The sequence below is a fragment of the Blautia sp. HA9023 genome (assembly GCF_056504095.1).
Map to the genome: position 1 here is coordinate 138389 of NZ_JBWLUR010000006.1, position 25113 is coordinate 163501.

Below are 25113 nucleotides of genomic sequence, written 5' to 3' on the forward strand. Positions count from 1 at the left end.
CTTCTTACTCTCCTTTACCTGACTTCACGATCTTGGACATGATCAGTTCAGAAGTAGCTTCCTCACCACTTACCTCACCGACAAATCTGCCCTCGTTCATGATATAGATTCTGTCTGACATTCCAAGCACTTCCGGAAGTTCAGAAGAGATCATGATCACGGATTTACCTGCTGCCACCAGGTCGTTGATGATACAGTAAATTTCGTATTTGGCACCTACGTCGATACCTCTTGTAGGTTCATCCAGGATCAGAATATCCGGTTCCGCAAACATCCACTTTGCAAGAAGGACCTTCTGCTGGTTACCACCACTTAAGTTACCAACATTCTGTTCAACAGTAGGACATTTTGTTTTCAGCTTTTTCCTGTATTCCTCAGCAACCGCATACTCTTTGTCCGTATCAATTACTTTTCCGTTGCTGACACCAGCCATATTTGCAAGAGATGTATTCATCTTGATAGATTTGGAAAGGATCAGTCCGTTTCCTTTTCGGTCCTCAGTAACATAGGCAAGCTTGTTGTCAATAGCTTCCTTGACGGTATTAAGCTTCACTTCTTTTCCGTTCATGAAGATCTGCCCGGATATCTTTGTACCATAGCTCTTGCCAAAAATACTCATGGCGAGCTCTGTACGTCCGGCTCCCATCAGTCCTGAGATACCAACAACCTCACCTTTATGTATCTTAAACGACACATCATTTACCACCTTACGCTCTGTATACAGCGGATGATAAACATTCCAGTTTTTGACCTCCATGGAAACATCGCCAATCTTTACATTTGGACGTTTCGGGAACCGGTCTGTCATCTCACGTCCAACCATTCCCTGAATGATCCTCTGCTCAGAAAAATCGTCTTTCTTTTTATCCAGTGTTTCAATGGTAGATCCATCTCGGATAACTGTGATCTTATCCGCCACATAGGAGATCTCATTTAATTTATGGGAAATGATAATGGAAGTCATTCCCTGTTTCTTAAATTTCAGAAGAAGATCCAGAAGAGCTTTGGAATCGTCTTCGTTCAGTGATGCGGTAGGCTCATCCAGAATAAGAAGTTTTGCATTTTTTGCAAGTGCCTTTGCGATCTCAACCAGCTGCTGCTTACCTACACCAATATCCTTGATCAAAGTTCTGGAGGACTCCTCCAGTCCTACTATTTTCAAATATTTATCTGCTTCTCCATAAGTTTCATTCCAGTTGATGGAAAAGCTTTTGCCTCTTTCATTACCCAGGTACATGTTTTCACCGATCGTCATATACGGGATCAGGGCAAGTTCCTGGTGGATGATTACAATTCCTTTATGTTCACTGTCTTTGATGGTGTTAAATTTACAGATCTCACCATCATAAATAATATTTCCTTCATACGAGCCGTACGGATATATACCACTTAATACATTCATCAATGTAGATTTTCCGGCACCATTCTCACCTACGAGTGCATGGATCTCGCCTTCCTCGACCTGGAGATTAACATTGTCCAGTGCCTTTACACCTGGGAAAGTTTTGGTGATATTTTTCATTTCCAGAAGTATCTTAGCCAACTCAATTTCCCTCCCTTTCCACTGTTCATGCAGGCGGTTATGATCCCCGCCTGCATGTGATAAATTTCTGTCCTTAAAAATTCACTTATTTGATCTGATCCTCTGTGTAGTATCCGGAATCGATCAGGATCTCTTTGTAGTTATCTGTTGTAACAACAACCGGGTCGCAAAGGTATGTCGGGATGACACCTGTTCCGTTATCATAGGACTCTGTATCATTAACTTCCGGCTCCTCACCTTTCATGATGGAGTCAACCATTTTTACTACTGCGGAAGCAAGAGCTCTTGTGTCTTTGAATACGGACATTGCCTGTTTTCCGGCTACAAGGTTCTTAACGTTCGGTGTATCACAGTCCTGACCGGTGATGATCGGATATTCTCCTGTGTAGGAAGCTGCCAGTGCATTCTCAACACCAAGTGCTGTGGAATCATTGGAGCAGAGAACTGCGTCAAGGTTTGTTCCGTCAGAGTAGTTACCTGCGATGATGGTGTCCATTCTGTCCTGTGCTTTTGCACTGTCCCAGTTTGCAGTAGCAACCTGCTCAAACTCGGTCTGTCCGGATTTTACTACCAGTTTGCCGTCGTCGATGTATTTCTGGAGAACATCCATCGCACCACCGAAGAAGAAGTTACAGTTGTTATCACCAGGATCTCCGGTGAACAGCTCGATGTTAAACGGTCCATCCTGATTATCAAGATCCAGTGCATCTACCAGGTACTCGCCCTGTTTCTGTCCTACTTTGTAGTTATCGAATGTTGCATAATAGGAAACTGCATCGGAATTCATAAGAAGACGGTCATAGGAAATAACCGGAATTCCTTTTTCTTTGGCCTGCTTCAGCGGCTCGCCAAGGCTGCTTCCGTCGATGGATGCCACAACCAGAAGGTCGCATCCGTTTGCTACCTGGTTCTCAAGCTGGGAAACCTGTGTGCTTACGTCGTTGGATGCATACTGAAGGTCTACTTCATATCCTGCTGCCTCCAGCTCTTTCTTCATGTTCTCGCCATCCTGGTTCCATCTCTGGAGATCCTTGGTCGGCATGGTAACACCGATCACTTTTTTGTCTGCTGCCTGTGCTGTTGCTGCCGGAACTACCACCATACCAGCTACCATTGTCGCGCAAAGAAGTGCAGATACCATTTTTCTTTTCATTGTAAAATCCTCCGTTTCATTTTTGTTTTTGGAATCACGTTTCCTTTGATGATGTTACTATAGCACAGGACAATCTGGACATAGTTGGCAATGACAGAGACATTTTTTTGCAAAAGAAAAATGCCTTGCACGAAGCAAGACATTTTTGCGCCAAAAATCTGCTATTGATTTTTGTCATAATTGTATGTTATTGCACATATGGATTCCTGTTATTCTGTATCATAATCCGTATTGAGATACACCTCATCTCTTCTGTGGAACCCTCCGTCTATGATCACCTCATCAATATTATCCCTGGTAACTGCTACCGGCTCCAGCACCTTCGCCGGGACATCATAGCTTCCATCATTTACCGTATCTGTCACATCAGAAGAAACTTTTCCCTCTTCTGCCATCTTCACTGCATACCTCGCTGCCTGGCGGGCCAGATCCTCAATGGACTTAAATGCGGTCATATACTGGGTCCCCTCCACAATACGCTGACAGGCTGCCAGATCTCCGTCCTGTCCTACCACGATCACCTGCCCCGCAAGCTGGTTCTCCGCAAGAACCTGGATCACCTGGCTGGCAATATCATCATTTCCGCACATGATCCCTTTTACATTCGGATACTCCTCCAGCGCCTCTTCCACATAATCCACGGCCAGTTCCGCTGTCCATCCTTCACAGTTGGCTTCATATACTACCTGAAGATTGCTGCCTTGTAGTGTATCCTCAAACCCTTCTTTTACCATTGCGACATTGTTATCTGTGGCGGATCCCTGGATCATAAAGATCTTTCCGCCGTCCGGAATGGCTTCCTCCATAGACTGTGCCATGATCTCTCCCACCATACGGTTGTCAAAGGAGATGTACATATCCGTATTGGCGTCATTCACCATACGGTCATAGGAGATCACCCGGATCCCCGCGCTGTGTGCACGTTCCACAGCCTCCGAAAGCGCACCGCAGTCCCTTGCGATGATCACAATCACATCCATATGTTTCTTGATAAAGTAATCGATCTGACTGATCTGCTCCTGGGCGTCGGCTCCTGCATCCTGTACATTTACCTCTGCCCCAAGATCCCTTGCTGTTGCCACAAATACATCTCTGTCGCGGATCCACCGTTCAATAACAAAAGAATCCACGGTAAGCCCGATCTGGATCTTCTTTTCTCCGTTTTCTTCCTTTCCGTCTGTCTCCTGCTGTGCCGCTTCCTCCGTTTTTGCAGAAGTGCAGCCAGTCAGCATCAATGCTGCCAGACATAGAAAAATCAAAAATTTCCTGAATATTTTTCCCCCGCTCATGATGTCTTACCTCAACCTCTCCCTGAATTCACTTGGTGTCACACCTTCATATTTTTTGAATATCCTGCTGAAATAATTTGGATCACTGTATCCGGATTCCGCGCAGATCTCCTTGATGGAAAGCCCGGAATCCTTGAGAAGCTCCCTTGCATTCCGAAGCCGGATCTCTGTAAGGTACTCAATAAAGTTTCCTCCTGTCTCCTGCTTGAAGAGCTTGCTGAAATAATAGGGACTGATATCCACTTCCCGCGATACTTCATCCAGCGAGATATCTTTTTTGTAATTGTCCCGGATATAGGACTTTGCTTTTTCGATGATGGATACTGCCTCTTTTTCCCTTGCACTTTCCATGTTGCTGCAGATCTCCGAGGTTTTGTCCAAAAACCATTTTTTCATGCCTTCCATATCTGTACACGCCTGAAGTTCATGAATATAATTTCTGCGGTAGCTGATGGCATATTTCACGGTTCCGGCAAAAAAGGCCTTTTTTTCCACTCCCATCACAAGTTCCAGCACCTTGATCTGCATATCCTCCATACTGACTCCCGGCTGGTTCTCCATCCACCGGAAAAATTCTTCCGCGCAGTTTAAGGCTCCTGCCACATCCTTGTCGATCACTCGTTTTTCATAGCGGCGTTCCAGGTCTCTTGGATACTCCCCGTCGTATTTCTGCGCTGCCGGAACATCCTCGATATGGATCACATGGCTGGTACTTTCCCGAAGTGCGATCATCGCCTCCTTGAAAGATTCTTTCATGGTGCTTCCCAGTTCCTTCACCCGGCCGATACCACAGCGGAATTTGCTGTCGATCCTGCTTTCCAGCTTATGTACCATGTTTCTGGTCCTTGTTACCACTTCCACGCGCTCCTCATAAGACTCCTTGGGATTTCGGTACGGAACAAGGATCACAATACGGTTTCCCATGATGGGGCCCACCAGACATTCAAAAAATCCCTGAGCGATCTCCCGGAATGTAGAATAAAATTTATTGGCCTTTACACTGGCTCCCACTGCATTGGTAAGCACTCCGTTTTCTGTGGAATCCCCGAATTCTGCCACGATCATATATCCGTATTCTTCCTGGATATCCAGAAGTTCCTTGTAATTATCCTGATATGTCTGAAAATCATCCTGCAGAAGGATATTATTGATATATCCGCTTTCAATCATGGGCACAACGGTTTCCAGTTTTTCACGGATCTTCAGATCATCGCTTCGTTTCTGTCTTGTGGAATCCACCTGATCCATAGCTTTTGAACAGGTTTCCAGGATTACTTTTTTGTTGACCGGCTTGGTCAGAAATTCCATAACTCCCAGGTTTACGGCTTCTTTTGCATAATTGAATTTATCGTAGGCAGTGATGATCACAAACACTACAGATCTGTTGAATTTCTGGATCTCCCGGATGGCCTGGATTCCGCTCAACCCCGGCATCTGGATATCCATAAAACAGATGTCCGGCGGATATTTTTCCGCTTCTTCCACAACTGCACGGCCGGTTTTTGCAGTATGGATCTCACATTCATTTCCATAATTGGAACTTATGATACTTTTCAGGGATTCCAGCATGATCCCTTCATCATCAGCAAGCAGGATTCTGTACATTATTTTCGCTCCTCTCCACAGGAATGTTGATCACAACCTCTGTTCCCATTCCTTCCCCTTCACTGTAAATTTCCATCAGTCCGTCCTGTTCATAGTACAGTTCCAGACGGCTGATCACGTTATTCATACCAATTCCCGTGGAATCCCCCTCACTGGAACTGTTGTGGATCTTTTTGGAAAGAACTTTCTCAATCTGTTCTTTCGTCATTCCCTGTCCGTTATCCCGGACACTGATCTCAATATGATCTTTCCAGCGTTCCACACTCAGTTCAATATGGCCTTCCCAGTCAATATTGCGGATTCCATGATTGACCGCGTTTTCCACAACCGGCTGCAGGATCATGCTGGGAACACGCACATTTTCCACATCACATTCCACCTTTTTGGAAAAATGGATATCTCCTGCAAAACGCACATTCAGTATGTAAATATAATTGTCTACTGCTTCCAGCTCTTCCTCCAGTGTAGCATCTTCCTCACCCTTCTTTACATTATAACGGAAAAAATCTGCCATCTTTTCCACAAAAATACTGGTTTTTTCCGCATCCTCCATCATGGCGAGCTGTGCTCCTGCATTCAGGGAATTAAAAAGAAAATGCGGGTTGATCTGGGACTGGAGATATTTCAGCTGTGCTTCCTTCAGATGTGTCTCCATCAGAAGTTCCCGTTCCATCATCTGCTGCTCTTTTTCCATACCTGCCTTTGTCCTTGCGATGTAAAGGCCGAGATTCTCCACCATGGTATTAAAAGCCCTTGTCACCACCCCCAGTTCATCTTTGGCATCGGTTGGCGGCATCTTCACATTAAAGTTTCCCTGACCTACCAGCTGTGCGGTTTCCGCCATGTTTGTCAGCGGCCGGAACATCCCTCTTGTAGCCATGATCAGAAGGATCATTCCGCAGACTACCCCCAGAAGCATGATCACCGTATTGCTGATCTCCAGATATTTCATAACTGCCCGGAGAGCCCCGTAGGTCTGGGAATTTTCTTTAAAAAGCTGCTTGTTCAGTTCATCCATGGAGCTTTGGATATAGCTGTAAAGTTCCAGGCTCTCGTCGTATTTCAGCTTGTACTTTTCCACATTTCTGCCTCGCTTGGCAGCTACGGTTCCTGCTGTGCAGGACAGATAGGATTCGGACATTTTCCGGATCTTTTTCTCCAGAAGTTTTACAGAATCCTCTATATTCTGATCATTGAGCTTTTCCAGTTCCTGCCTGTATTTGGCTTCGTTCTGGTAATAATCCATCAGTGCCTGGGAACTTTTTACCTTCAGATACTGATACATGCTGTCCTGTACATCCTCAAAAACCTGCCCCAGTTCTGTGATCTGGGCATTGCTGGCGTATACATCATCCATCTCCTGCATGGAATTGTTGATCCGGACATAAAACAGCATGTTGATCGTAAACATCAGCGCCGCAAGGACGCCTACCTCGATCACGATCTTGCTGACAAGAGAAAGGTCACTCCACCGAAGCTTTTTCATCTGTGTCTGCCTCCCTTCTCATTTTTTCCACCGCTGCCCGGTCAAGAAAATTAATGTCTACATTATAATAAGAATTCGTTCTTCCATCTTTGATATAATTGGTAAGCGCTTCCACACTGTACTGTCCCAGCTGTGTGGTATCCACGTCGCAGGTCACGGAAATGACACCTTTTTCCACTGCTGCCAGGATATCCTCCGATGTGTAATAACCGATAATCTTAACTTTTCCTGCAAGGTTGAAGTCCAGCACTGCCTGTCTGGCACATTCCGTGGTCTCCTCATCCATGCACACCAGAATATCCGGAATGTTCCGTTTCTGCTGAAAAATATCCGTAACTGCTTCCTCGGTTTCAAAGGTTCCTGTAGACAGAAGATTTCTTCCCCTGATCTGGATATCATTATTTCCGGCTGCCTTTTGCACAGAATTGCTGATCTGGGTATAAATCTGGCTTTCGTTCATATCATCAATGTCTCTTTTCTGAAGGATCAGGATCTTTTCCGTATCTTCGTCCACATAACTGGAAACAAATTCCCCGTAAGCCATGCCCAGCTGATAATCGCTGACACCCACAAAACTCTGCCGCCTGCTGTGCACCGCGTCACTCATGACTGTGACCACTGGTATGCCATTTTCTACTGCAGTATCAATGGCTTTCTCCAGACCGGATTCCCCGTTGTACTGCAAAATGATCCCGTCTGCCTTGGCCGCAATACTCATGTTCATGTAGTCCAGTTTATCATAGGAGGTTCCCCGATCCGGTCCCATGATTTCCAGAAGGACGTCGTTCTGTGCCGCAGTTTTCCGTGCACTTGCATATACAGCCTGCCAGAACTGGGAATCCGGACTGTCCACGATCAGGTCATACTGATACTGATATACTTTTTCTTCTTTTTTCTCAAGACCTGCTTTTTTTGTAATGCCGCTGTAATAGGATTCTCCTGTCATATAGATCAGAACTGCGATCGCTACAAATATACACAGGATATATACTGGTTTCCTCTTCATGTCATACTCTTCTCCATTTGTAATGCCGGTTTATGATAATATTTTTGCAACATTATAAATTTTTTATATAGTTTATCATCTTTTCACAGAAAAGTCACCGCCATCCATAGAATTTCTGTGCATTTTCATGTTATATTAATAACCATAAACTTGCCAAAGGAGGCCAGCAATTATGACAAACGCAACCAAACTTGCTCTGGAAGAATCCCTGAAACGTCTGCTTCTTAAGAAGCCTTTAGATAAGATCACCATCAACGACCTGACTACAGACTGCGGGATCAGCCGCATGACTTTTTATTATCATTTCAAAGATATCTACGATCTTGTGGAGTGGAGTTGTCTGGAGGATGCCAGGATCGCCCTCCAGGGCAAAAAAACTTCTTCTACCTGGCATGAGGGACTTCTTCAGATCTTTGATGCCGTAATGGAAAACAAACCGTTCATCTTAAATGTATACCGCAGCGTTGGACGGGAACAGATCGAGAATTATCTGTTTGCGCTCACCTGTGATCTGCTGATGGGTGTGGTAACTGAGAAATCAAAAGACATCCTCATTACAGAAGAGCAGAAAATTTTTATCGCAGATCTCTATAAATACAGCTTTGTAGGCATTATGCTGGACTGGATCAAAAATGGCATGCGCGAAGATTACCACGGAATCGTGGATGACACCGCAACTGCACTGTATGGATGTATCGACAATGCCATCCACAATTTTGCCGCAAAAAACAAAACTGCCGGTGTGCGTACAGAATAAAAACTTATCAAAACAGGCATAATGATAAAAAACTGAACATTTCCGGTGTTTTGTAAATAGAATCTTTTTTCCGGATGGGCTATCATAGCCTCAACAGCAACAAAGAACAGTTAATCCGATACAAACAGGTATCTCATTTACGAAAGGTGGATGTCATATGTCAGATAAAAAAGGATTCATAGGACTTGCAGCACTTGCGGCAGCCGGAGCCGGCGCAGCCATGCTGATGAAAAAAACAAAAGAGATCAATGAAGAGGAAACTTTCCATGTAAAGGAAACTACCGAGAACTACCGCAATACCGAACGTGGAAAATATGACAAAAACAGCAAGGGGATCTATTATTCCAACGGCAACTACGAAGCCTTTGCCCGCCCGGAGAAGCCGGAGGGTGTGGATGACAAGCATGCTTACATCGTAGGAAGCGGCCTTGCTTCCCTGGCAGCTGCCTGCTTCCTGGTCAGAGATGCACAGATGCCCGGGGACCATATCCACATCCTGGAAGCCATGGACATTGCCGGCGGTGCCTGCGATGGAATTTTTGATCCGTCCAGAGGTTATATCATGCGTGGCGGCCGTGAGATGGAAAATCATTTCGAATGTCTCTGGGATCTTTTCCACAGCATTCCTTCCCTCGAAAAACCAGGCGCTTCTGTTCTGGATGAATTTTACTGGCTGAATAAACATGACCCCAATTATTCTCTGTGCCGTGCAACCGTTAACCGTGGGCAGGACGCTCATACCGACGGAAAATTTAACTTAAGCCAGAAGGGCTGCATGGAGATCATGAAGCTGTTTATGACAAAGGATGAGGATCTTTACGACAAAACCATCGAGGATGTTTTCGATGATGAAGTGTTTGATTCCACCTTCTGGCTGTACTGGAGGACCATGTTCGCATTTGAGAACTGGCACAGTGCTCTGGAGATGAAGCTTTACTTCCAGCGTTTCATCCATCACATTGCAGGCCTTCCGGATTTCAGTGCCCTGAAGTTCACCAAGTACAATCAGTATGAATCCCTGATCCTTCCTATGAAAAAATATCTGGAGGATGCAGGTGTTGACTTCCAGTTTAATACCGAGGTCACAAACGTGATCTTTGATTTCAAGGATGGCAAAAAGATCGCCTCCGCCATTGAATGTAAGGTAAAAGGTGTGGAACAGGGCATTCTTCTTACTGAAAATGATTATGTTTTTGTCACAAACGGAAGCTGTACAGAAGGCACCATCTATGGCGACCAGAATCATGCTCCAAACGGTGACGCAGAAGTCCGCACCAGCGGCGTATGGTCCCTGTGGAAAAATATCGCAGCCCAGGACCCGTCCTTCGGACATCCGGAAAAATTCTGCTCTGATATTTCCAAAACAAACTGGGAATCTGCTACCATCACGACTCTGGATGACCGCATCATCCCGTATATCACCAATATCTGCCAGCGTGACCCGCGTTCCGGCAAGGTTGTTACCGGCGGTATCGTAAGCTGCCAGGATTCCAAATGGCTCTTAAGCTGGACCATCAACCGTCAGGGACAGTTCAAGGAGCAGGATCCGAAGAAAGTCTGCGTATGGGTATACGGACTGTTCACCGATGTTCCTGGTGACTATATCAAAAAACCGATGAAAGAATGTACCGGTAAGGAAATTACCGCTGAGTGGCTGTACCACCTGGGTGTTCCGGTAGATCAGATCGACGACATGGCTGAAAACAGTGCTGTCTGCGTTCCGACTATGATGCCGTATATCACTGCATTCTTTATGCCCCGCGCCAAAGGTGACCGCCCGGATGTTATCCCGGATGGATGCGTAAACTTCGCATTCCTGGGTCAGTTTGCAGAGACTCCACGTGATACCATATTCACAACAGAATATTCCGTACGTACCGCAATGGAAGCTGTATATGGACTTTTTGGTGTAGACCGTGGTGTTCCGGAAGTATGGGGAAGCGTTTATGATATCCGTGAGCTTCTTGACAGCAGCGTGAAGCTGATGGATGGAAAATCTCCTCTTGAGATCCAGCTGCCCGGACCTCTGAATGCACTGAAAAAACCACTTCTCAATGTTGTAAAGGGTACTGTGGTTGAGAAGGTACTGCGGGATCATGATGTGCTGAAGGATTATATGTAAGATATACAGCCTGCCAGACAAATATTCTCAATCCGAAAATTGAGATTTGAACACAGTAACGGAGCCTCCGGTTCTATTCGTGCAGCAATCCCCCCGAAATACTTCTCGCGCGGTATTTCCGGGGGATTATTTTATTTTCTGATACTTATTTTCCCAGTATTTCGTTCATGCTTCCGGAGCGGAATCCCTGAAGATCCAGGGTCACGTAGGAAAATCCCAAGGTGCGGAATTTCTCTGTGATCTTTGTTCTTGTTTCATTATCTGCAATTTTCAGGATATCTTCTTCCGGAACCTCGATCCTTGCCATGGTACCGTGGATACGGACACGGAACTGATGGAATCCCAGATCCATGAGAAACTGCTCGGCCTGGTCTACCATGTGAAGTTTTTCCTCGGTGATGGTCTCACCGTATACAAATCTGGAAGCAAGGCAGGCAAAGGATGGCTTGTTCCAGGTTGGAAGGTTCATGCCCTTTGACAGCTTGCGAATCTCTTCTTTATAGAGGCCGGCCTCCTGGAGAGGACTTCGGACCCCAAGCTCCTGAATGGCTCTTTTTCCAGGACGGTAATCTCCCAGGTCATCCATATTGGAGCCTTCCACGATCATGTTCATATGGTGGGATTTTGCTGCTTCCCAGAGTTTGGTGAAGATGGCTTTTTTGCAGATGTAGCAACGGTCCGGCGGGTTCTGGCGGAAGCCTGGAATGTCGAATTCGTTGATCTTACAGATCTCCTGTCGGATATGATTTTCCTGGCAAAAATCCTCTGTTTCTTTCAGCTCTCTGTCAGTAAAGGAGCAGGGACATGCGGTAATGGCCATGGCCTTGTCGCCAAGTGTTTCCTGGGCAGCTTTCAGAAGAAACGTGGAGTCTACACCGCCGGAAAAGGCTACGGCTACGCTTCCAAGGGAACGAAGGATCTCCTGGAGTTTTCTGTATTTTTCTTCAAGTGTGATATTGTCTGTTGCTGGCATATGTTCTGTCACCTCGTAATTTGTAAAATATTATTTGTGTATTATTGTAAACGATACCTTTTTGTCCTACAAGCATTTTCTTTCTGATGGATACACTATGAAATTTGTAAGTATATCCGGACGATCTATCCGGCTCATAAGCTTTTCGTAAAATTATCTTCCACAAAATTTTTATAGAACAGGAAAGACTTCTTCCTGGAGGACTCTTTTATGTCATTGGAGCATTACGAAATAATTTTCCATGATATAAAATAGGACCGGAAACGCAGCATATGCCACGCTTCCGATCCTTCCTTTTTTACAATTATCACATTTCGATCACATCAAGATCATCCGGAATAAACAGATTTCCGTGATAATACTCTCTGCCTTCTGCGCCGTAGAGTTCTTTACGTTTCTTAATGTTCTTATCCTCTGTATGATACAGTACAAGGTTTTTCACGCCAAGATTTTCAGCAAGCTCGCTGGCATCCTTGACTGTGGAGTGATGTTTCTCATAAGGATTGAAGATATCACGCTGTCCGTACAGGCAGAATGCTTCGTGGAACATCCAGTCACTGCCTTTGGCGTATTTCTCCTCGCACTCGTTGTATGGCTCATCGCCACAGCAGGTAAGTACCTTTCCACCATCGTAGATCATCTGGAATCCGAACTGTTTTGCCTTGGTGGAACCGATGTCAAAGAAGGTCACTTTCTTATTGAGGATCGTTCTCTCCTCACCGTCTTTTACTTCGATCAGGTGAAGTCTGTCACCAATGTACTGTGTCTCCTTTTTATTCAGAAGCTTAAAGGCCATGTCTTTCAGAAGTCCGATCACCTCATCATGGGCATAGATATTCGCCTCGCCCTGGTAAGTACCTTTTTTCATATTCTGGCAGATGATGCGGATCACCCAGACGATTCCCATGATATGGTCTACGTGCTTATGTGTAACAAAGATCTCATGGACATCCATCAGGTCAATACCTGCCTTCTTCAGCTGGGAAAGTACAGTATTTCCGCCGCCTCCGTCAACCAGAAAATGGCCGTACTCATCGCTGAGCACGAAACATGTATTGTAGCACTCTGTTACCAGTGCGTTACCTGTTCCAAGCATGGTTAATTTCATTGTTTTTCTCCTCCTGTATAGCCCTGGTCATCAAACATTCTGCCACCCATTGCTTTTGTTTTCTGACACTCTCACCGGCTGCTTCAGACCATATTGCAGATACCTGCATAACAGCCTTATGTTTTCTCGTTTTTTCTGTGTTTTTCGTGTCCAATGATAACATTATGGAGAAATATTTTCAATAAATTTCTATAAAAAGAGCCTCTTTCCTCCCTGCACTCTGCACATTGGACATAGAAAAGCTTTCTTTGCGCTCCATTATTTTTATGTTACAATGGTCCCATATCAATAATTATAACTGGAGGGATTTCTAATGAAGATCACAATCTTAAACGGCAGTCCGCGCCACAACGGCAACACACAGATCATGGCCGATACCTTTGCAAAAGCTGCTCAGGAAAACGGTCATACAGCAACTGTTCTGAACATTGCAAATTTACATATCCGCGGATGCATGGACTGCAAATACTGCTACTCCCATGAGGGCAAATGTGTACAGGATGATGATATGAAGAAGGTTTTTGCGGAGCTTTCTGATACCGACCTTCTGGTATTTGCATCACCAGTTTACTGGTTTGATATCACCGCACAGCTGAAAACCGTAATTGACCGTATGTATGCATGGGGAAGTATCGGATTTCCGTTCCACAAAACAGCTCTGCTCCTGGATGCAGGCGCAGATCATGTCTTTGATGCAGCCATCGCTCAGTACAAGGCCATGACCTCTTATCTGAAATGGGAAGATATGGGTATTGTCACAGTTCCCAATATGCTGGAAAAAGGCAGCATGAAAGTCTGTCCGCAGCTGGAAGAGGTTAAGAAACTGGCAGCCAGCCTGTAATTTTTGTATCACAAAGGGGAGCAGTCATATGGTTGACCATGGCTGCTCCCCCTTTTACATTTTTCTTATTACAGCATTTCTATCTCCGTCTCAAAATACTGCTCCTGAAACCGGACCTGTTCCATGATCTCCTCTGCTGTCATGGTCTTATCCTCCGGAACTGCCACCCACTTGTCTTCCACATCATTGAGGCGGTGGATGATGGCGATCACTTTTCCTGTAAATTCTTTTACCGGGTGATCGATACCCAGAACATAGACGTCCTGTTCCTCGCCGTCCGGAGCGATGATTCCTTCAATGTAGCCGTAATTTACCGGATAAAAAAGATCTTTGTGTTCCGGATGGTAACTGTTCATGGGCCGGTCGATCATGATATGTACAAGCTCACCCGGAGATGGTTTCTTCTTTTCCTGATCTGTCCGTTTCATTTTTCTTCCTTTGTCAAACGGATATTCGCAATCCGCATTTGTTACGTAGCTCATGACCAATCTCTCATTCTTTTACATTCCGTCAGAAAAACTGACCTTCTCATTTCAATCCGTTCTTCTCTTTACCAGATCTTCGCCTCTACTGCTGCACGCTCAATTCCAAGACCCTTCATATATCGGTCCATAAATGCGTTGAATCCTTTTACGCCTTCGGCTTCCGGTGCAAGTGTGCTGCCTTCGTTTCCTTTGAAGACATTTTCATCCAGGAAATCCGCAAGGTCTTCGCCGTCTTTTTTGTTGATCATATAAGAAGCCAGAAGCGCAATTCCCCAGGCTCCGCCTTCTCCTGCTGTGGACATTACGGATACCGGCGCATTTACCGCATCTGCAAGGATCTGCTGGCCAACACCCTTTGTCTTAAAGAGGCCGCCGTGTCCCAGAAGCTTATCAATCTTTACATGCTCCTGATTGAGAAGGATATCCAGACCTACACGCATGGCACCAAGGCAGGTGTAAAGATTGTTTCTCATAAAGTTTGCCAGTGTAAATTTACTCTCAGGAGAACGTACAAACAGTGGACGTCCCTCTTCAAAACCGGTCATATGCTCGCCGGAGAAATAACAGTAGGAAAGAAGTCCACCACAGTCCGGATCCCCTTCCAGGGCTTTGTTATAAAGAGTTCCGAACAGTTTGTTCATATCCACTTTCATACCCATGGCTTCCGCAAATTCCTTAAACACATTTACCCATGCGTTCAGATCCGAAGTACAGTTGTTGGAATGGGCCATGGCAACTGGATCTCCTGCCGGGGTAGTAACCATATCGATCTCCTTGTACGGTCTGGAAAGTGCTTTTTCCAGGACGATCATGGCAAATACGGAGGTTCCCGCGGAAACATTTCCTGTACGCTGACGGACACTGTTTGTGGCAACCATACCGGTTCCTGCGTCTCCCTCAGGCGGACACATCGGAATTCCGGCTTTCAGCTTTCCGCTTACATCCAGAAGTTTTGCGCCTTCCTCAGTAAGAACTCCGGCATCCTGACCTGCAACCATGACTTCCGGCATAATGTTACGGAGTTTCCATGGGAATCCATAAGATGCAACCAGCTCATCAAACTTCTGCACCATCTCTTCGTTATAGTCCTTTGTCTCGCTGTCGATCGGGAACATACCTGCCGCATCGCCGATACCAAGAACTCTTTTTCCGGTAAGTTTCCAGTGTACATAGGCTTCCAAAGTAGTAATGTAATCGATGTCTTTTACATGCTCCTCACCATTAAGGATTGCCTGATACAGGTGGGCAATGCTCCATCTCTGAGGGATATTGTAATGGAAAAGCTCTGCCAGCTTTTCAGAAGCTTCCCCTGTGATGTTGTTTCTCCAGGTACGGAACGGAACCATCAGCTCTCCCGCTTTGTTAAACGGCATATATCCATGCATCATGGCACTGACACCAAAAGCACCTACACTTGTAAGCTCCATCCCATATTTTTTCTGAACATCTTCTGCCATATCCTGGTAGCTGCCCTGGAGACCTTTCCAGATCTCCTCCAGGCTGTATGTCCAGATACCATCTACATACTGGTTTTCCCATTCATAGGCACCGGATGCGATGGGCTGATTTTTATCGTCTACCAGAACTGCCTTGATCCTTGTGGAACCAAACTCAATACCAAGAGCTGTACGGTTCTCAAGAATGGCTGTTTTTGCCTCATTAACTCCCATTGTAAAAAACCTCCCGTATTATTTGCTGAAATACATGCTGTTCCATCTCAGCTCATTCTGCAGATTCCGGATCGTTGTATCGCCATCAATATAAACCGCTTCGATACCCATAGCTGCTGCCCAGTCGCCCATCTGCTCTGCAGTAAGGTCATAGGTAAATGCAGTATGATGTGCGCCGCCTGCAAGGATCCATGCCTCTGCCGCTGTGGAAAGATCCGGCTTCGGAGTCCAGAATGCAGTACCTACCGGAAGTGCAGGCATCGGTTTCTCTGTTTTCTTACACTCAACCTCATTGATCAGCAGACGGAAACGATCTCCTAGGTCAACCAGGGATGTAGCGATTCCAGGACCTGTCTTAGAAGTAAATACCAGTCTTGCAGGATCTTCACGATCTCCCATGGAAAGCGGGCATACACGCATGCTGACCTTGCCATCAGCAACAGATGGGCAAACCTCCAGCATATGTGCCTCAAGGATTCCCTCTTTACCAGGTACCAGATTATAAGTGTAATCCTCCATAAAGGAAGTACCCTTGACGTCCTTTTTGCCTGCTGCCATGATTTTCATCAGGCGGACCATAGCTGCTGTTTTCCAGTCACCCTCGCCACCGAAGCCATAGCCTTTTTCCATCAGTCGCTGGATCGCAAGTCCCGGAAGCTGCTTCAGGGATCCCAGATCACCGAAGTGTGTTACGATAGCCTGATAGTTTTTCTCCTCAAGGAAACGCTCAAAACCGATCTCGATCCCTGCCTGGACTGCTACATGCTTCTTAAATTCCTCAGGGTCACGTCCATCCAGAATCATGTCATATTTATTATAATATTCTTCTACCAGAACATCAATATCTCCCTGGCTTACGTCCTGTACATATTCTGCGATCTCGTTAACCGGATAAGCATCGATCTCCCATCCGAATTTCATCTGAGCCTCAACCTTATCGCCCTCTGTTACAGCTACGTTTCTCATATTGTCGGCTACACGGCATACACGGATATGGCTGCTCTCCATGATACCAACTGCAGTACGCATCCAGGATGCCAGACGCTCCTGGACCTTTTTGTCTGCCCAGTGTCCTGCAATGACTTTTCTCTCGATTCCCATGCGGGTTACCATATGGCCAAACTCACGGCCGCCATGTGCGGACTGGTTCTCATTCATAAAGTCCATATCAATGGTGTCATAGGGGATTTCCACATTGAACTGTGTATGAAGATGGCACAGCGGTTTGCGATACTCTTTAAGGCCAAGGATCCAGGATTTTGCCGGGGAAAATGTGTGCATCCACGCGATCACGCCGGCACAGTTTTCATCTGCATTGGCATCATTAAAGGTTTTACGGATCAGCTCATTTGTGATCAGCGTTGGTTTCCATACAACCTCAAACGGAAGTACACCGGATTTATTCAGTTCCTCTACGATGATCTTTGAATGCTCGGCTACCTTGCGGAGACATTCATCTCCGTAAAGATCCTGTGAACCTGTGCAAAACCAGAATTTGTAATCTCTTCCTGTTTTCATGTGAAAATTCCTCCTTGAAATATAAAATTATATAATATGCATAACATTCCTGAAAATCTGTAACACATTTCTGTTTCCAACATGTGTCCAGCCTTCTGAAATGTTATAAAGTTCTCTGTAAAATATGTCATGTTTCATTATCTGATAAGTGATTATCTCTCTGCCCTCATGCATTTGTGTTCATATTCCTGTCTTCACACTGCTGCCCCGTACGATCAGCTCCGGCCGGATCAGCCGTTCCACCTTACTCTCTTCGTCCGGCACGCCACTTAATTTTTCCAGGAGAAGCTTTGCTGCCATCTCACCCAGTTTTTCCTGGGGATGGGTGATAGTAGTGATTCCCTGCCCCTGTCTTGCGTACAGCGAATTGTCATAACCGGTCACCGCAACATCCTCCGGGATCTTTTTGCCCTGACGTTCCAGTTCTTCCATGACCTGGACAGCGATCTGGTCGTTGTAGCATACGATTCCGTCCGGAAGGCAATTCTGCCGGATCATGTTCCGGACCATAAGCGCCGGTTTCCTGCGCCGGTCCTCAGTATGAAACCAGATCACTTTGTCCGGATCATAGGCAATTCCATGCTCCTGCAAAGCCTTCACATAGCCCTTATGCCGTTCGATTCCCTGACGGTCATCTGCCTTGAAAAATCCCGCGATGTTGCGCCTGCCGGAGTCCAGGAGATGTTTTGTCACAAGATAACCGCCTCCTGCGTCATCCATGAGGATGTGGGGCTTTTCCTGCATCTCCGTATACAGTCCCTGGATAAAAATATAGGGGATCCGATACTTGTCCAGTGTTTCGTACAGACTCACATGTCTGCACAACAGCTCACTTTTGCTGGGTTCGATGATCAGTCCGTCAATTCCCTTGCTGATCAGCTCTTCCAGGAATCTTGCCTCCTTCTGGCGGCTGTTTCCTGTATTTTTCAGGATGATACTGTACCCGTTATCGGACAGCACCTCATCGATTCCCTGGATCAGCCTTGGAAAAATATAATCCGAGATATATGTAGTCACCACTGCGATGTTTCCGGTCCCGTGAATCTGACGGAGCACATCCGCACAGAAGGTTCCTTTTCCCTGAAAGGATTCTATGTATCCATCTCCTGCCAGGATCCCCAGAGCCTTTCGCACCGTATGCCTGCTCAGCCCGTAGCGGACACTGAGCTGGTTTTCAGAAGGAAGCTTCTCACCCGGACGGATCTTTCCGGAAAGAATGTCTGTTTTCATTTCTTCCATCAGTGCATAATATTTTGCTTTTCCGTTTTCTGCCATAAGCTCCTCCCTTCGTTTGTATTATTCTTCCTTCAAACATCGGATGTAAAACGGACATTTATATTTTCATCTGTAATCATTTTATAACTTGTATATACATACGAACAAGTTGTTTTTTATTATTTAACAAAAGTTCCATATAAAAAAGGCCGGAACACCTTCCCCAATTTGGTGTTCCGGCCTGTATATACTGCTTTTTTATCTCAACGTTTCTGCCTTATCGTAAAGCGGGCCTTTTGCTCCGCCTTGCTGTCTTTGTTCAGAAAAAACGCCTTCTCCATATTTGTTAAAACTATTCTCCAGTCCCCTGATGTACCTTATATTTAGCGGTACATCTTCATATAATCCCCATGTGCCTCGATCAGCTCATCACACATTGCCTGGATATCTTTGATGTTCAGCTCTGCACCTGTGTGCGGGTCCATCATGGCTGCCTGATAGATTTTCTGGCGGTCTTTGGTCACTGCTGCCTCAATAGCAAGGAGCTGCGGGCTGACATTGGATGAGTTCATAGCTGCCAGCTGTGTAGGAAGCTTGCCGACTTTTACCGGATGTACACCAGTTCCGTCGATATAGCATGGAACCTCTACGCAGGCATCCGGCGGAAGGTTGTCAATGTAACCGTTGTTAAGAACGTTTCCACCGATCTTGTATGGTGTGTTTGTAACAACAGCCTCCATGATGTAGGACGCATACTCTTTGCTTCTCTCATGTCCTATCTTGCCATCTTTCAGGATATCCTCGCGCTCTTTTTCCCATCCTTCGATCTGTTTGATACATCTTCTCGGATATTCGTCAAGCGGAATATTGAACTCCTCGATCATCTCCGGATATTTGGATTTAATGAAGAACGGATTATACTCTGCATTGTGCTCACTGGACTCTGTGCAGTAGTATCCAAGATGACGGATGTACTCGTAACGTACCATATCCTCATGCTTCTCGCCGGAGGTATTCTTCTCCTCGGCGATTCTGCGGATCTCCGGGTACAGGTCGTTTCCGTCTTTGTCATGGATCTCAAGAAGCCATGCCATGTGGTTGATACCTGCGATCAGCTCGGTACGTCCCTCAAGCTTGTCTTCCATTCCCATTCCCTCAAGAAGTTTCTGGGAGCAGACCTGAACGCTGTGACAGAGGCCTACAGTACGGATCTTTGTAAAACGCTGCATATAGCCGGTAAGCATTGCCATAGGGTTGGAGTAGTTCAGGAACAGAGTGTTCGGGCAGACTTCTTCCATATCCCGGGCAAACTCTTCCAGGACCGGAATGGTACGAAGTGCACGCATGATTCCGCCGATTCCCAGGGTATCTGCGATAGTCTGTTTGATGCCGTATTTCTTCGGGATCTCAAAGTCTGTTACTGTACATGGCTCATAGCCGCCTACCTGAATGGCATTGACTACGAAGTCTGCATCACGAAGTGCATCTTTACGGTTCTCAGCACCGAGATATGTTTTGATCACTGCGCGATCCTCATTTACGTTGTGGTTGATGGCACTTAAGATAATTCTGGAATCCTCCAGCCTCTTCTCATCGATATCATAAAGTGCGATCTCGCTCTCGCGAAGTGCCGGTGTGCACATACAGTCGCCAAGTACATTTCTTGCGAAAACCGTGCTTCCAGCTCCCATGAATGTAATTTTGATCATGTTCGTTTCCTCCTGCTTTCTTTGTTGGATCTCTTATCCGGAATTGTTATATTTTTCTTTAAAATTCCTGATTTTCTGCTATTTTTGCGGTGCAGTCCCGCTTCGTTTTCTTTGTGATCTTATCATACTACCGGAAACTTGTTTAAAATATGTACTTTGATGTTAATAATTGTTGTTTTGTTGCATGAGATACCTGGAAGTAATTTTCTATAACATTTCTTATGACATAAAAAGCTCTCTGCCCGATACCAGAATTTTATATATTCCGGACCAGACAGAGAGTTCTTTTTCTTCGTGAAATATATCACAGGATCAGGCCTCAGATTCCGTATAATCGCCCTTCTTTCCATTCACTACAAGTCTTCTCTTTTCTTCCTTGTATTCTCTCGGACTTCTTCCTGTTCTTGCCTTGAATACCTTGGAAAAAGCCAGCGGATCTCCATACCCTACTCTTGCAGCTACTTCACTGACCTGAATATCTCCGTTTTTCAGAAGAGTTTTCGCCTTCTCAATGCGAAGATTCATAAGATATTCCTGCGGCGAGCATCCAAGGCTTTTTTTAAATGAACTGGTAAGATAGCTCCGGTTGACGCCAATGCGGTCTGCCAGCTCATTGATCTTCAGCCTCTTGTCAAAGTTGGCTGCAATGTAATTCACTGCATGCTCCACATAAACGGAATTTGGATATCTGTGGGATGGAAGAAGCTTGCCTTCTCTCAAACATGCATCCCGGTTATCTGTGATCAGGTCAGAAAAAAGAAGCATCAGAAGTCCGTTTCGCTTCAGCTCATTTTCAAAAACGAGCTTGTTGGTCTGGACCATTGCATCAATATATTTTGCAGCATTTTCCATGCAGTGGATCCTTCGGACCGGATTTTCCCGGCTAAAACCACTTACATGGATCACTTCCTCGGCAATCATTCCCTCAAATCCTACCCAGCGATATGTCCAGGGATTGTCCATGTCTGCCTCATACCAGGCCTCCACACTGGGTGGGATCAGAAATGCTTCTCCACCGGTCAGATGATACTGATGGCCATCCATCTCAAAAACTCCTCTTCCGGATTCCACGATATGAAGTACATGAGAGATCCTTTTATTTGGTCCAAATCGATGTCCCGGATCGCATTTTTCCCACCCACAGTAAGTAAGACAGAGATCCACCGCACCTTTCTTTAAATTCTCCAGACATTTATAGCTGTCTGAGTTTGTAAAACCAACTGTATGAAGCAACTTGTCACCTCCCTGATGTCATATATTGTGTTTCCGCCCGTGAGCTACTTCGCCACCCAATAACAGACCGCCATATCCGGCGGCCTGTTATTTTTTCTGGTCAGGCGGATGTTTTTTCGCTGACAGCTTTTATTCCATCATTTACAGAAATCAGTCCTCTGCTTCAATTGTATACAATACAGAATGGAAATCACCGTTTGTCTTATTGCAGTAGTCACGATCAACCGGGATTCCTGCATACATCAGCTCATTTCCGTAAGCTTTCAGGCACTTATCTTCCCATTTTACTCTGTAAAGCTGATCCTCGTCAAGACCTTTGAAGCGCAGACGCATCCAGGAAGCATTGACCTTGTTCAGTCTCTCATAGTATCCGGCAACTGCCTGTTTTTTGTCTCTGGAAACAACCATCCATGCAGTATCATTTCCTTCGAACGGGCTTAAGATACGGTAGAAATCACCCTCCACCTGGATCAGGTCACGATGTTCCTTCATGAATTCCACCTGTGCCTTTACCTCTTCGATCTCTTCATCACTTAAAAGGTTCAGATCCAGCTCATAGCCAAAGGTTCCGAAATATGCCACATTTGCTCTTGTGGAAAGCGGTGTGGTACGGTGCAGCTGATGATTCGGTACTGCTGATACATGAGATCCCATGCTGACGATCGGATAGACAAAGGAGGTACCGTACTGGATCTTTTCTCTCTCAGCTGCATCGGTATCATCGCTGGTCCATGTCTGCGGTGCAAAATACAGCATTCCCGGATCAAATCTTGCTCCGCCGCTTGCGCAGGATTCAAAGAGAATGTCAGGGAATCTCTCTGTCAGTCTTGTATACAGCTCATAAACACCAAGGATATATTTATGCATAGTCTTGCCCTGATCTGCTGCGGATGCGCCGCGGCTGAAAGGCTCGGACATGTAACGGTTCATATCCCATTTAATGTAGGAAATGGAAGATTCCTCGATAACCTTGGAGATGGAATCATAAATGAAATCCACAACCTCAGGTCTGGAAAAATCAAGAACGTGCTGATGTCTTGAGTGAGACTCAAAACGGTCCGGTGCTCCGATGAGCCAGTCCGGATGTGCTCTGTAGCAGTCACTGTTCTTGTTTACCATCTCAAGCTCTACCCAGAGACCGAATTTCAGGCCCATCTCCTCGATCTTATGGGAAAGTCCGGAAATTCCGTTCGGAAGCTTATTCTTATTTACGAACCAGTCGCCAAGCCCCTGGTAATCATCGTTTCTGGTTCCGAACCATCCGTCATCCAGAACGAAAAGCTCTACCCCAACCTCTTTGGCTTTTTTTGCAATATTGAGGATTTTTTCCTCATCAAAATCAAAATAGGTTGCTTCCCAGTTATTGAGGAGGATCGGGCGTGCATGATTTCTCCATTTTCCACGCATCAGACGGTCACGGTACAGTCTGTGGTAAGCCTGGCTCATTCCGTTTAAGCCCTTATCACTGTATACCATAACAACCTCCGGAGTCTGGAATTCCTCATCTCTGGAAAGCTCCCAGGAAAATCCCTGTGGATTGATTCCCATCATAACTCGTGTCATCTCGTAGGTGGAAACCTCGACCTGTGCAAGGAAGTTGCCGCTGTACACAAAGCTGAAGCCGAAAACCTCGCCTGTGTCTTCTGTTGTATGAGGACGCTTCAGTGCGATAAACGGATTCTGCTCAGAGCTGGAACCGGTTCCTGCAAGACTCTGTACAGCCTGTGTACCCATCTCAAGTTTACGTGTTTTTACATAGCGCTCACGTGCCCACGCACCGGAAAGATGGATCATCTCATAATCCATATCCGGGAACTCCACTGCTGCACTCATCACGTTCTCAAGGCGGATCTTCTGATTCCCTTTCTGAACAAGGCGTGCGCTTCTGGTGATCACCGGGTAATCCTCATATACGGAATATGTAAGAACAAGGTCTGTGTCCATCACAGGATCATGAAGTGTAATGTCCAGAGATGTCGCCTCTTCCTCGTTCTCTGTGTAGGTTGCCGGAAGTCCGGCAAGCTTCTTCTTGCCGCCATAGATCTCATGAGAAACATATTTGAAATCTACGATCTCGCTTCCGTTCTCCTGACGAACAGTAAGGGCAGGGTTTCTGTAATCACCGGTTCCGTAAACAGGATACTCCTGTTTGGTATACTGCATGGAAAGAAGTCCCGGTTCCGGAACGCATACAGCCATCAGGGAACGCATGATCTCTTCATGAAGATAACTGAAATCCTCTTTATCGCGGATAGCTTTTCCATAGTACAGATTCTCCATCTGACCATTTTCCATGATACAGGTGATGTAGCTTAAATGTTTGTTATAAATGTGGAATGTCTTTGATCCCTCGTGAAATTTGATCGGCATAATTTTCTCCTTTTTTCGTTTACTGCGGATAAAAATATCCGCCTCTTTCCTTAAGAATCATCAAATAACTGTGCATTTTGGCATTTGCTTCGATAAAAATACCGCTGACAACCTCAATAACCAAATCCTCAGTTATATACATTGTCAGCGGTCTTGTATTACCTTATGTAATATTTCTGATTACAGTTTTCCACCGCTGGTAGCAATACCTTCGATAAACTGTTTCTGGAAGATCATGTAGATCACGATCATCGGAATGCAGGCGATCAGAGATGCAGCCATCAGTTCCGGGAATTTGGATACGTACTGGCCCTGCATCTTTGCAAGTGCGGAAGAAAGTACCAGCATATCCTTATCTGTATTAACGATCATCGGCCACATCAGGTCTTTGAATGCGAATACAGCTGTGAAAATTCCAAGTGCGACCATACTGGATCTTGTAAGTGGTGCCATGATGTAAAGGAAGGTCTGACCGATGTTACATCCGTCAAGTCTGGCAGCCTCCTCCAGATCCTTCGGCAGTCCCATATATCCCTGTCTCAGAAGGAAAGTACCGAATGCAGTAACAATACCTGGGAATACAAGGGCAAAGATTGTATTCAGCATACCCATCTTGCTGACCATCAGGTACTGCGGGATGATGAAGATCTGTACCGGAACCATCATCTGGAACAGTACAAGACTGAAGCAGAGATCACGGCCCTTGAAGTTCAGTCGTCCAAATGCATAGCCTGCCATAGTTGCTGTAAGAACCGCACACACTACTCGGAAGAAGATCAGAAGCAGTGTATTCTTGTACAGAAGCAGGAAGTTCATGTTATTGATAACAGAAATAAATGCGTCTTTTCTCCATATTTTCGGGAAAATGGTGAAAGGATCTACAGATGTTGCTTCAGTTACAGATTTAAAAGCTGTCAGGATCATCCAGATAAATGGCACAAGCATCGTAATGGACACAATGATCAGTATGACATGTATTAAAATAGTGGTTAATTTCTTTTTTGTTTCCATACTATCCATGGTTAATCCC

At 45.6% G+C, this 25113-nt stretch carries 19 protein-coding genes; 3 read left to right on the forward strand and 16 right to left on the reverse strand.

Annotated elements, in window-relative coordinates; all coding sequences use genetic code 11:
* Window positions 1-4 precede the first annotated feature (4 nt).
* The 6 genes from mmsA to AC04Q6_RS04840 form a co-directional block, all read right to left on the reverse strand.
* Window positions 5-1543: a multiple monosaccharide ABC transporter ATP-binding protein gene (gene mmsA / locus AC04Q6_RS04815; protein ID WP_215707172.1), complete on the reverse strand. Its 1539-nt coding sequence runs from the start codon at window positions 1541-1543 to the stop codon at window positions 5-7.
* Window positions 1544-1628: 85 nt separating this feature from the next.
* Window positions 1629-2657 (reverse strand): multiple monosaccharide ABC transporter substrate-binding protein, encoded by a 1029-nt coding sequence (chvE, locus tag AC04Q6_RS04820; RefSeq protein ID WP_242996933.1) that lies wholly within the window; start codon window positions 2655-2657, stop codon window positions 1629-1631.
* A 248-nt stretch (window positions 2658-2905) separates the two neighbouring features.
* Window positions 2906-3985, reverse strand: coding sequence for a sugar ABC transporter substrate-binding protein (locus tag AC04Q6_RS04825; RefSeq protein ID WP_118169785.1), 1080 nt, complete (start codon window positions 3983-3985; stop codon window positions 2906-2908).
* A gap of 6 nt (window positions 3986-3991) precedes the next feature.
* On the reverse strand, window positions 3992-5590 hold the full coding sequence (locus AC04Q6_RS04830; RefSeq protein WP_118169783.1) for a response regulator transcription factor: 1599 nt from the start codon (window positions 5588-5590) through the stop codon (window positions 3992-3994).
* A complete protein-coding gene (locus AC04Q6_RS04835; protein WP_021976664.1) occupies window positions 5568-7076 on the reverse strand; it encodes a sensor histidine kinase in 1509 nt (502 codons plus the stop codon). Before AC04Q6_RS04835 ends, AC04Q6_RS04830 begins: the two co-directional genes overlap by 23 nt.
* Entirely contained in the window at window positions 7054-8082 is a 1029-nt protein-coding gene (locus AC04Q6_RS04840; RefSeq protein WP_118070676.1) for a sugar ABC transporter substrate-binding protein, read from the reverse strand. Before AC04Q6_RS04840 ends, AC04Q6_RS04835 begins: the two co-directional genes overlap by 23 nt.
* 172 nt (window positions 8083-8254) lie before the next feature.
* Between AC04Q6_RS04840 and AC04Q6_RS04845 the strand changes: the two genes are divergently transcribed.
* Entirely contained in the window at window positions 8255-8839 is a 585-nt protein-coding gene (locus AC04Q6_RS04845; RefSeq protein WP_021976662.1) for a TetR/AcrR family transcriptional regulator, read from the forward strand.
* A gap of 157 nt (window positions 8840-8996) precedes the next feature.
* Complete coding sequence (locus AC04Q6_RS04850; RefSeq protein ID WP_118169781.1) at window positions 8997-10961, forward strand: oleate hydratase; 1965 nt, start codon at window positions 8997-8999, stop codon at window positions 10959-10961.
* Between the two features lie 145 nt (window positions 10962-11106).
* On the opposite strand, the gene larE is transcribed toward AC04Q6_RS04850, so the two are convergent.
* On the reverse strand, window positions 11107-11934 hold the full coding sequence (larE, locus tag AC04Q6_RS04855) for an ATP-dependent sacrificial sulfur transferase LarE (RefSeq protein ID WP_118169780.1): 828 nt from the start codon (window positions 11932-11934) through the stop codon (window positions 11107-11109).
* Window positions 11935-12241: 307 nt separating this feature from the next.
* Window positions 12242-13042, reverse strand: a complete 801-nt coding sequence (locus tag AC04Q6_RS04860; RefSeq protein ID WP_021976659.1) for an MBL fold metallo-hydrolase — start codon at window positions 13040-13042, stop codon at window positions 12242-12244.
* Window positions 13043-13355: 313 nt separating this feature from the next.
* Here AC04Q6_RS04860 and AC04Q6_RS04865 point away from each other — a divergent pair, with 313 nt between their 5' ends.
* Entirely contained in the window at window positions 13356-13883 is a 528-nt protein-coding gene (locus tag AC04Q6_RS04865) for a flavodoxin family protein (protein ID WP_118062736.1), read from the forward strand.
* A gap of 68 nt (window positions 13884-13951) precedes the next feature.
* Here AC04Q6_RS04865 and AC04Q6_RS04870 read toward each other — a convergent pair whose 3' ends face one another.
* The 8 genes from AC04Q6_RS04870 to AC04Q6_RS04905 all read right to left on the reverse strand — a co-directional run bounded on the left by AC04Q6_RS04870 (window position 13952) and on the right by AC04Q6_RS04905 (window position 25103).
* Window positions 13952-14365, reverse strand: coding sequence for an inorganic diphosphatase (locus AC04Q6_RS04870; RefSeq protein ID WP_476389556.1), 414 nt, complete (start codon window positions 14363-14365; stop codon window positions 13952-13954).
* 68 nt (window positions 14366-14433) lie between these two features.
* Window positions 14434-16038, reverse strand: a complete 1605-nt coding sequence (locus AC04Q6_RS04875) for a xylulokinase (RefSeq protein WP_118070665.1) — start codon at window positions 16036-16038, stop codon at window positions 14434-14436.
* A gap of 18 nt (window positions 16039-16056) precedes the next feature.
* On the reverse strand, window positions 16057-17556 hold the full coding sequence (gene araA / locus AC04Q6_RS04880; protein WP_118062738.1) for an L-arabinose isomerase: 1500 nt from the start codon (window positions 17554-17556) through the stop codon (window positions 16057-16059).
* 180 nt (window positions 17557-17736) lie between these two features.
* Complete coding sequence (locus AC04Q6_RS04885) at window positions 17737-18831, reverse strand: substrate-binding domain-containing protein (RefSeq protein ID WP_476389557.1); 1095 nt, start codon at window positions 18829-18831, stop codon at window positions 17737-17739.
* A 323-nt stretch (window positions 18832-19154) separates the two neighbouring features.
* Complete coding sequence (gene melA, locus AC04Q6_RS04890) at window positions 19155-20480, reverse strand: alpha-glucosidase/alpha-galactosidase (protein ID WP_118062740.1); 1326 nt, start codon at window positions 20478-20480, stop codon at window positions 19155-19157.
* A 312-nt stretch (window positions 20481-20792) separates the two neighbouring features.
* Window positions 20793-21713: a helix-turn-helix domain-containing protein gene (locus AC04Q6_RS04895; protein WP_476389558.1), complete on the reverse strand. Its 921-nt coding sequence runs from the start codon at window positions 21711-21713 to the stop codon at window positions 20793-20795.
* Between the two features lie 150 nt (window positions 21714-21863).
* A complete protein-coding gene (locus AC04Q6_RS04900) occupies window positions 21864-24083 on the reverse strand; it encodes an alpha-galactosidase (protein WP_476389559.1) in 2220 nt (739 codons plus the stop codon).
* A 180-nt stretch (window positions 24084-24263) separates the two neighbouring features.
* On the reverse strand, window positions 24264-25103 hold the full coding sequence (locus AC04Q6_RS04905; protein WP_092070262.1) for a carbohydrate ABC transporter permease: 840 nt from the start codon (window positions 25101-25103) through the stop codon (window positions 24264-24266).
* Window positions 25104-25113: the final 10 nt, after the last annotated feature.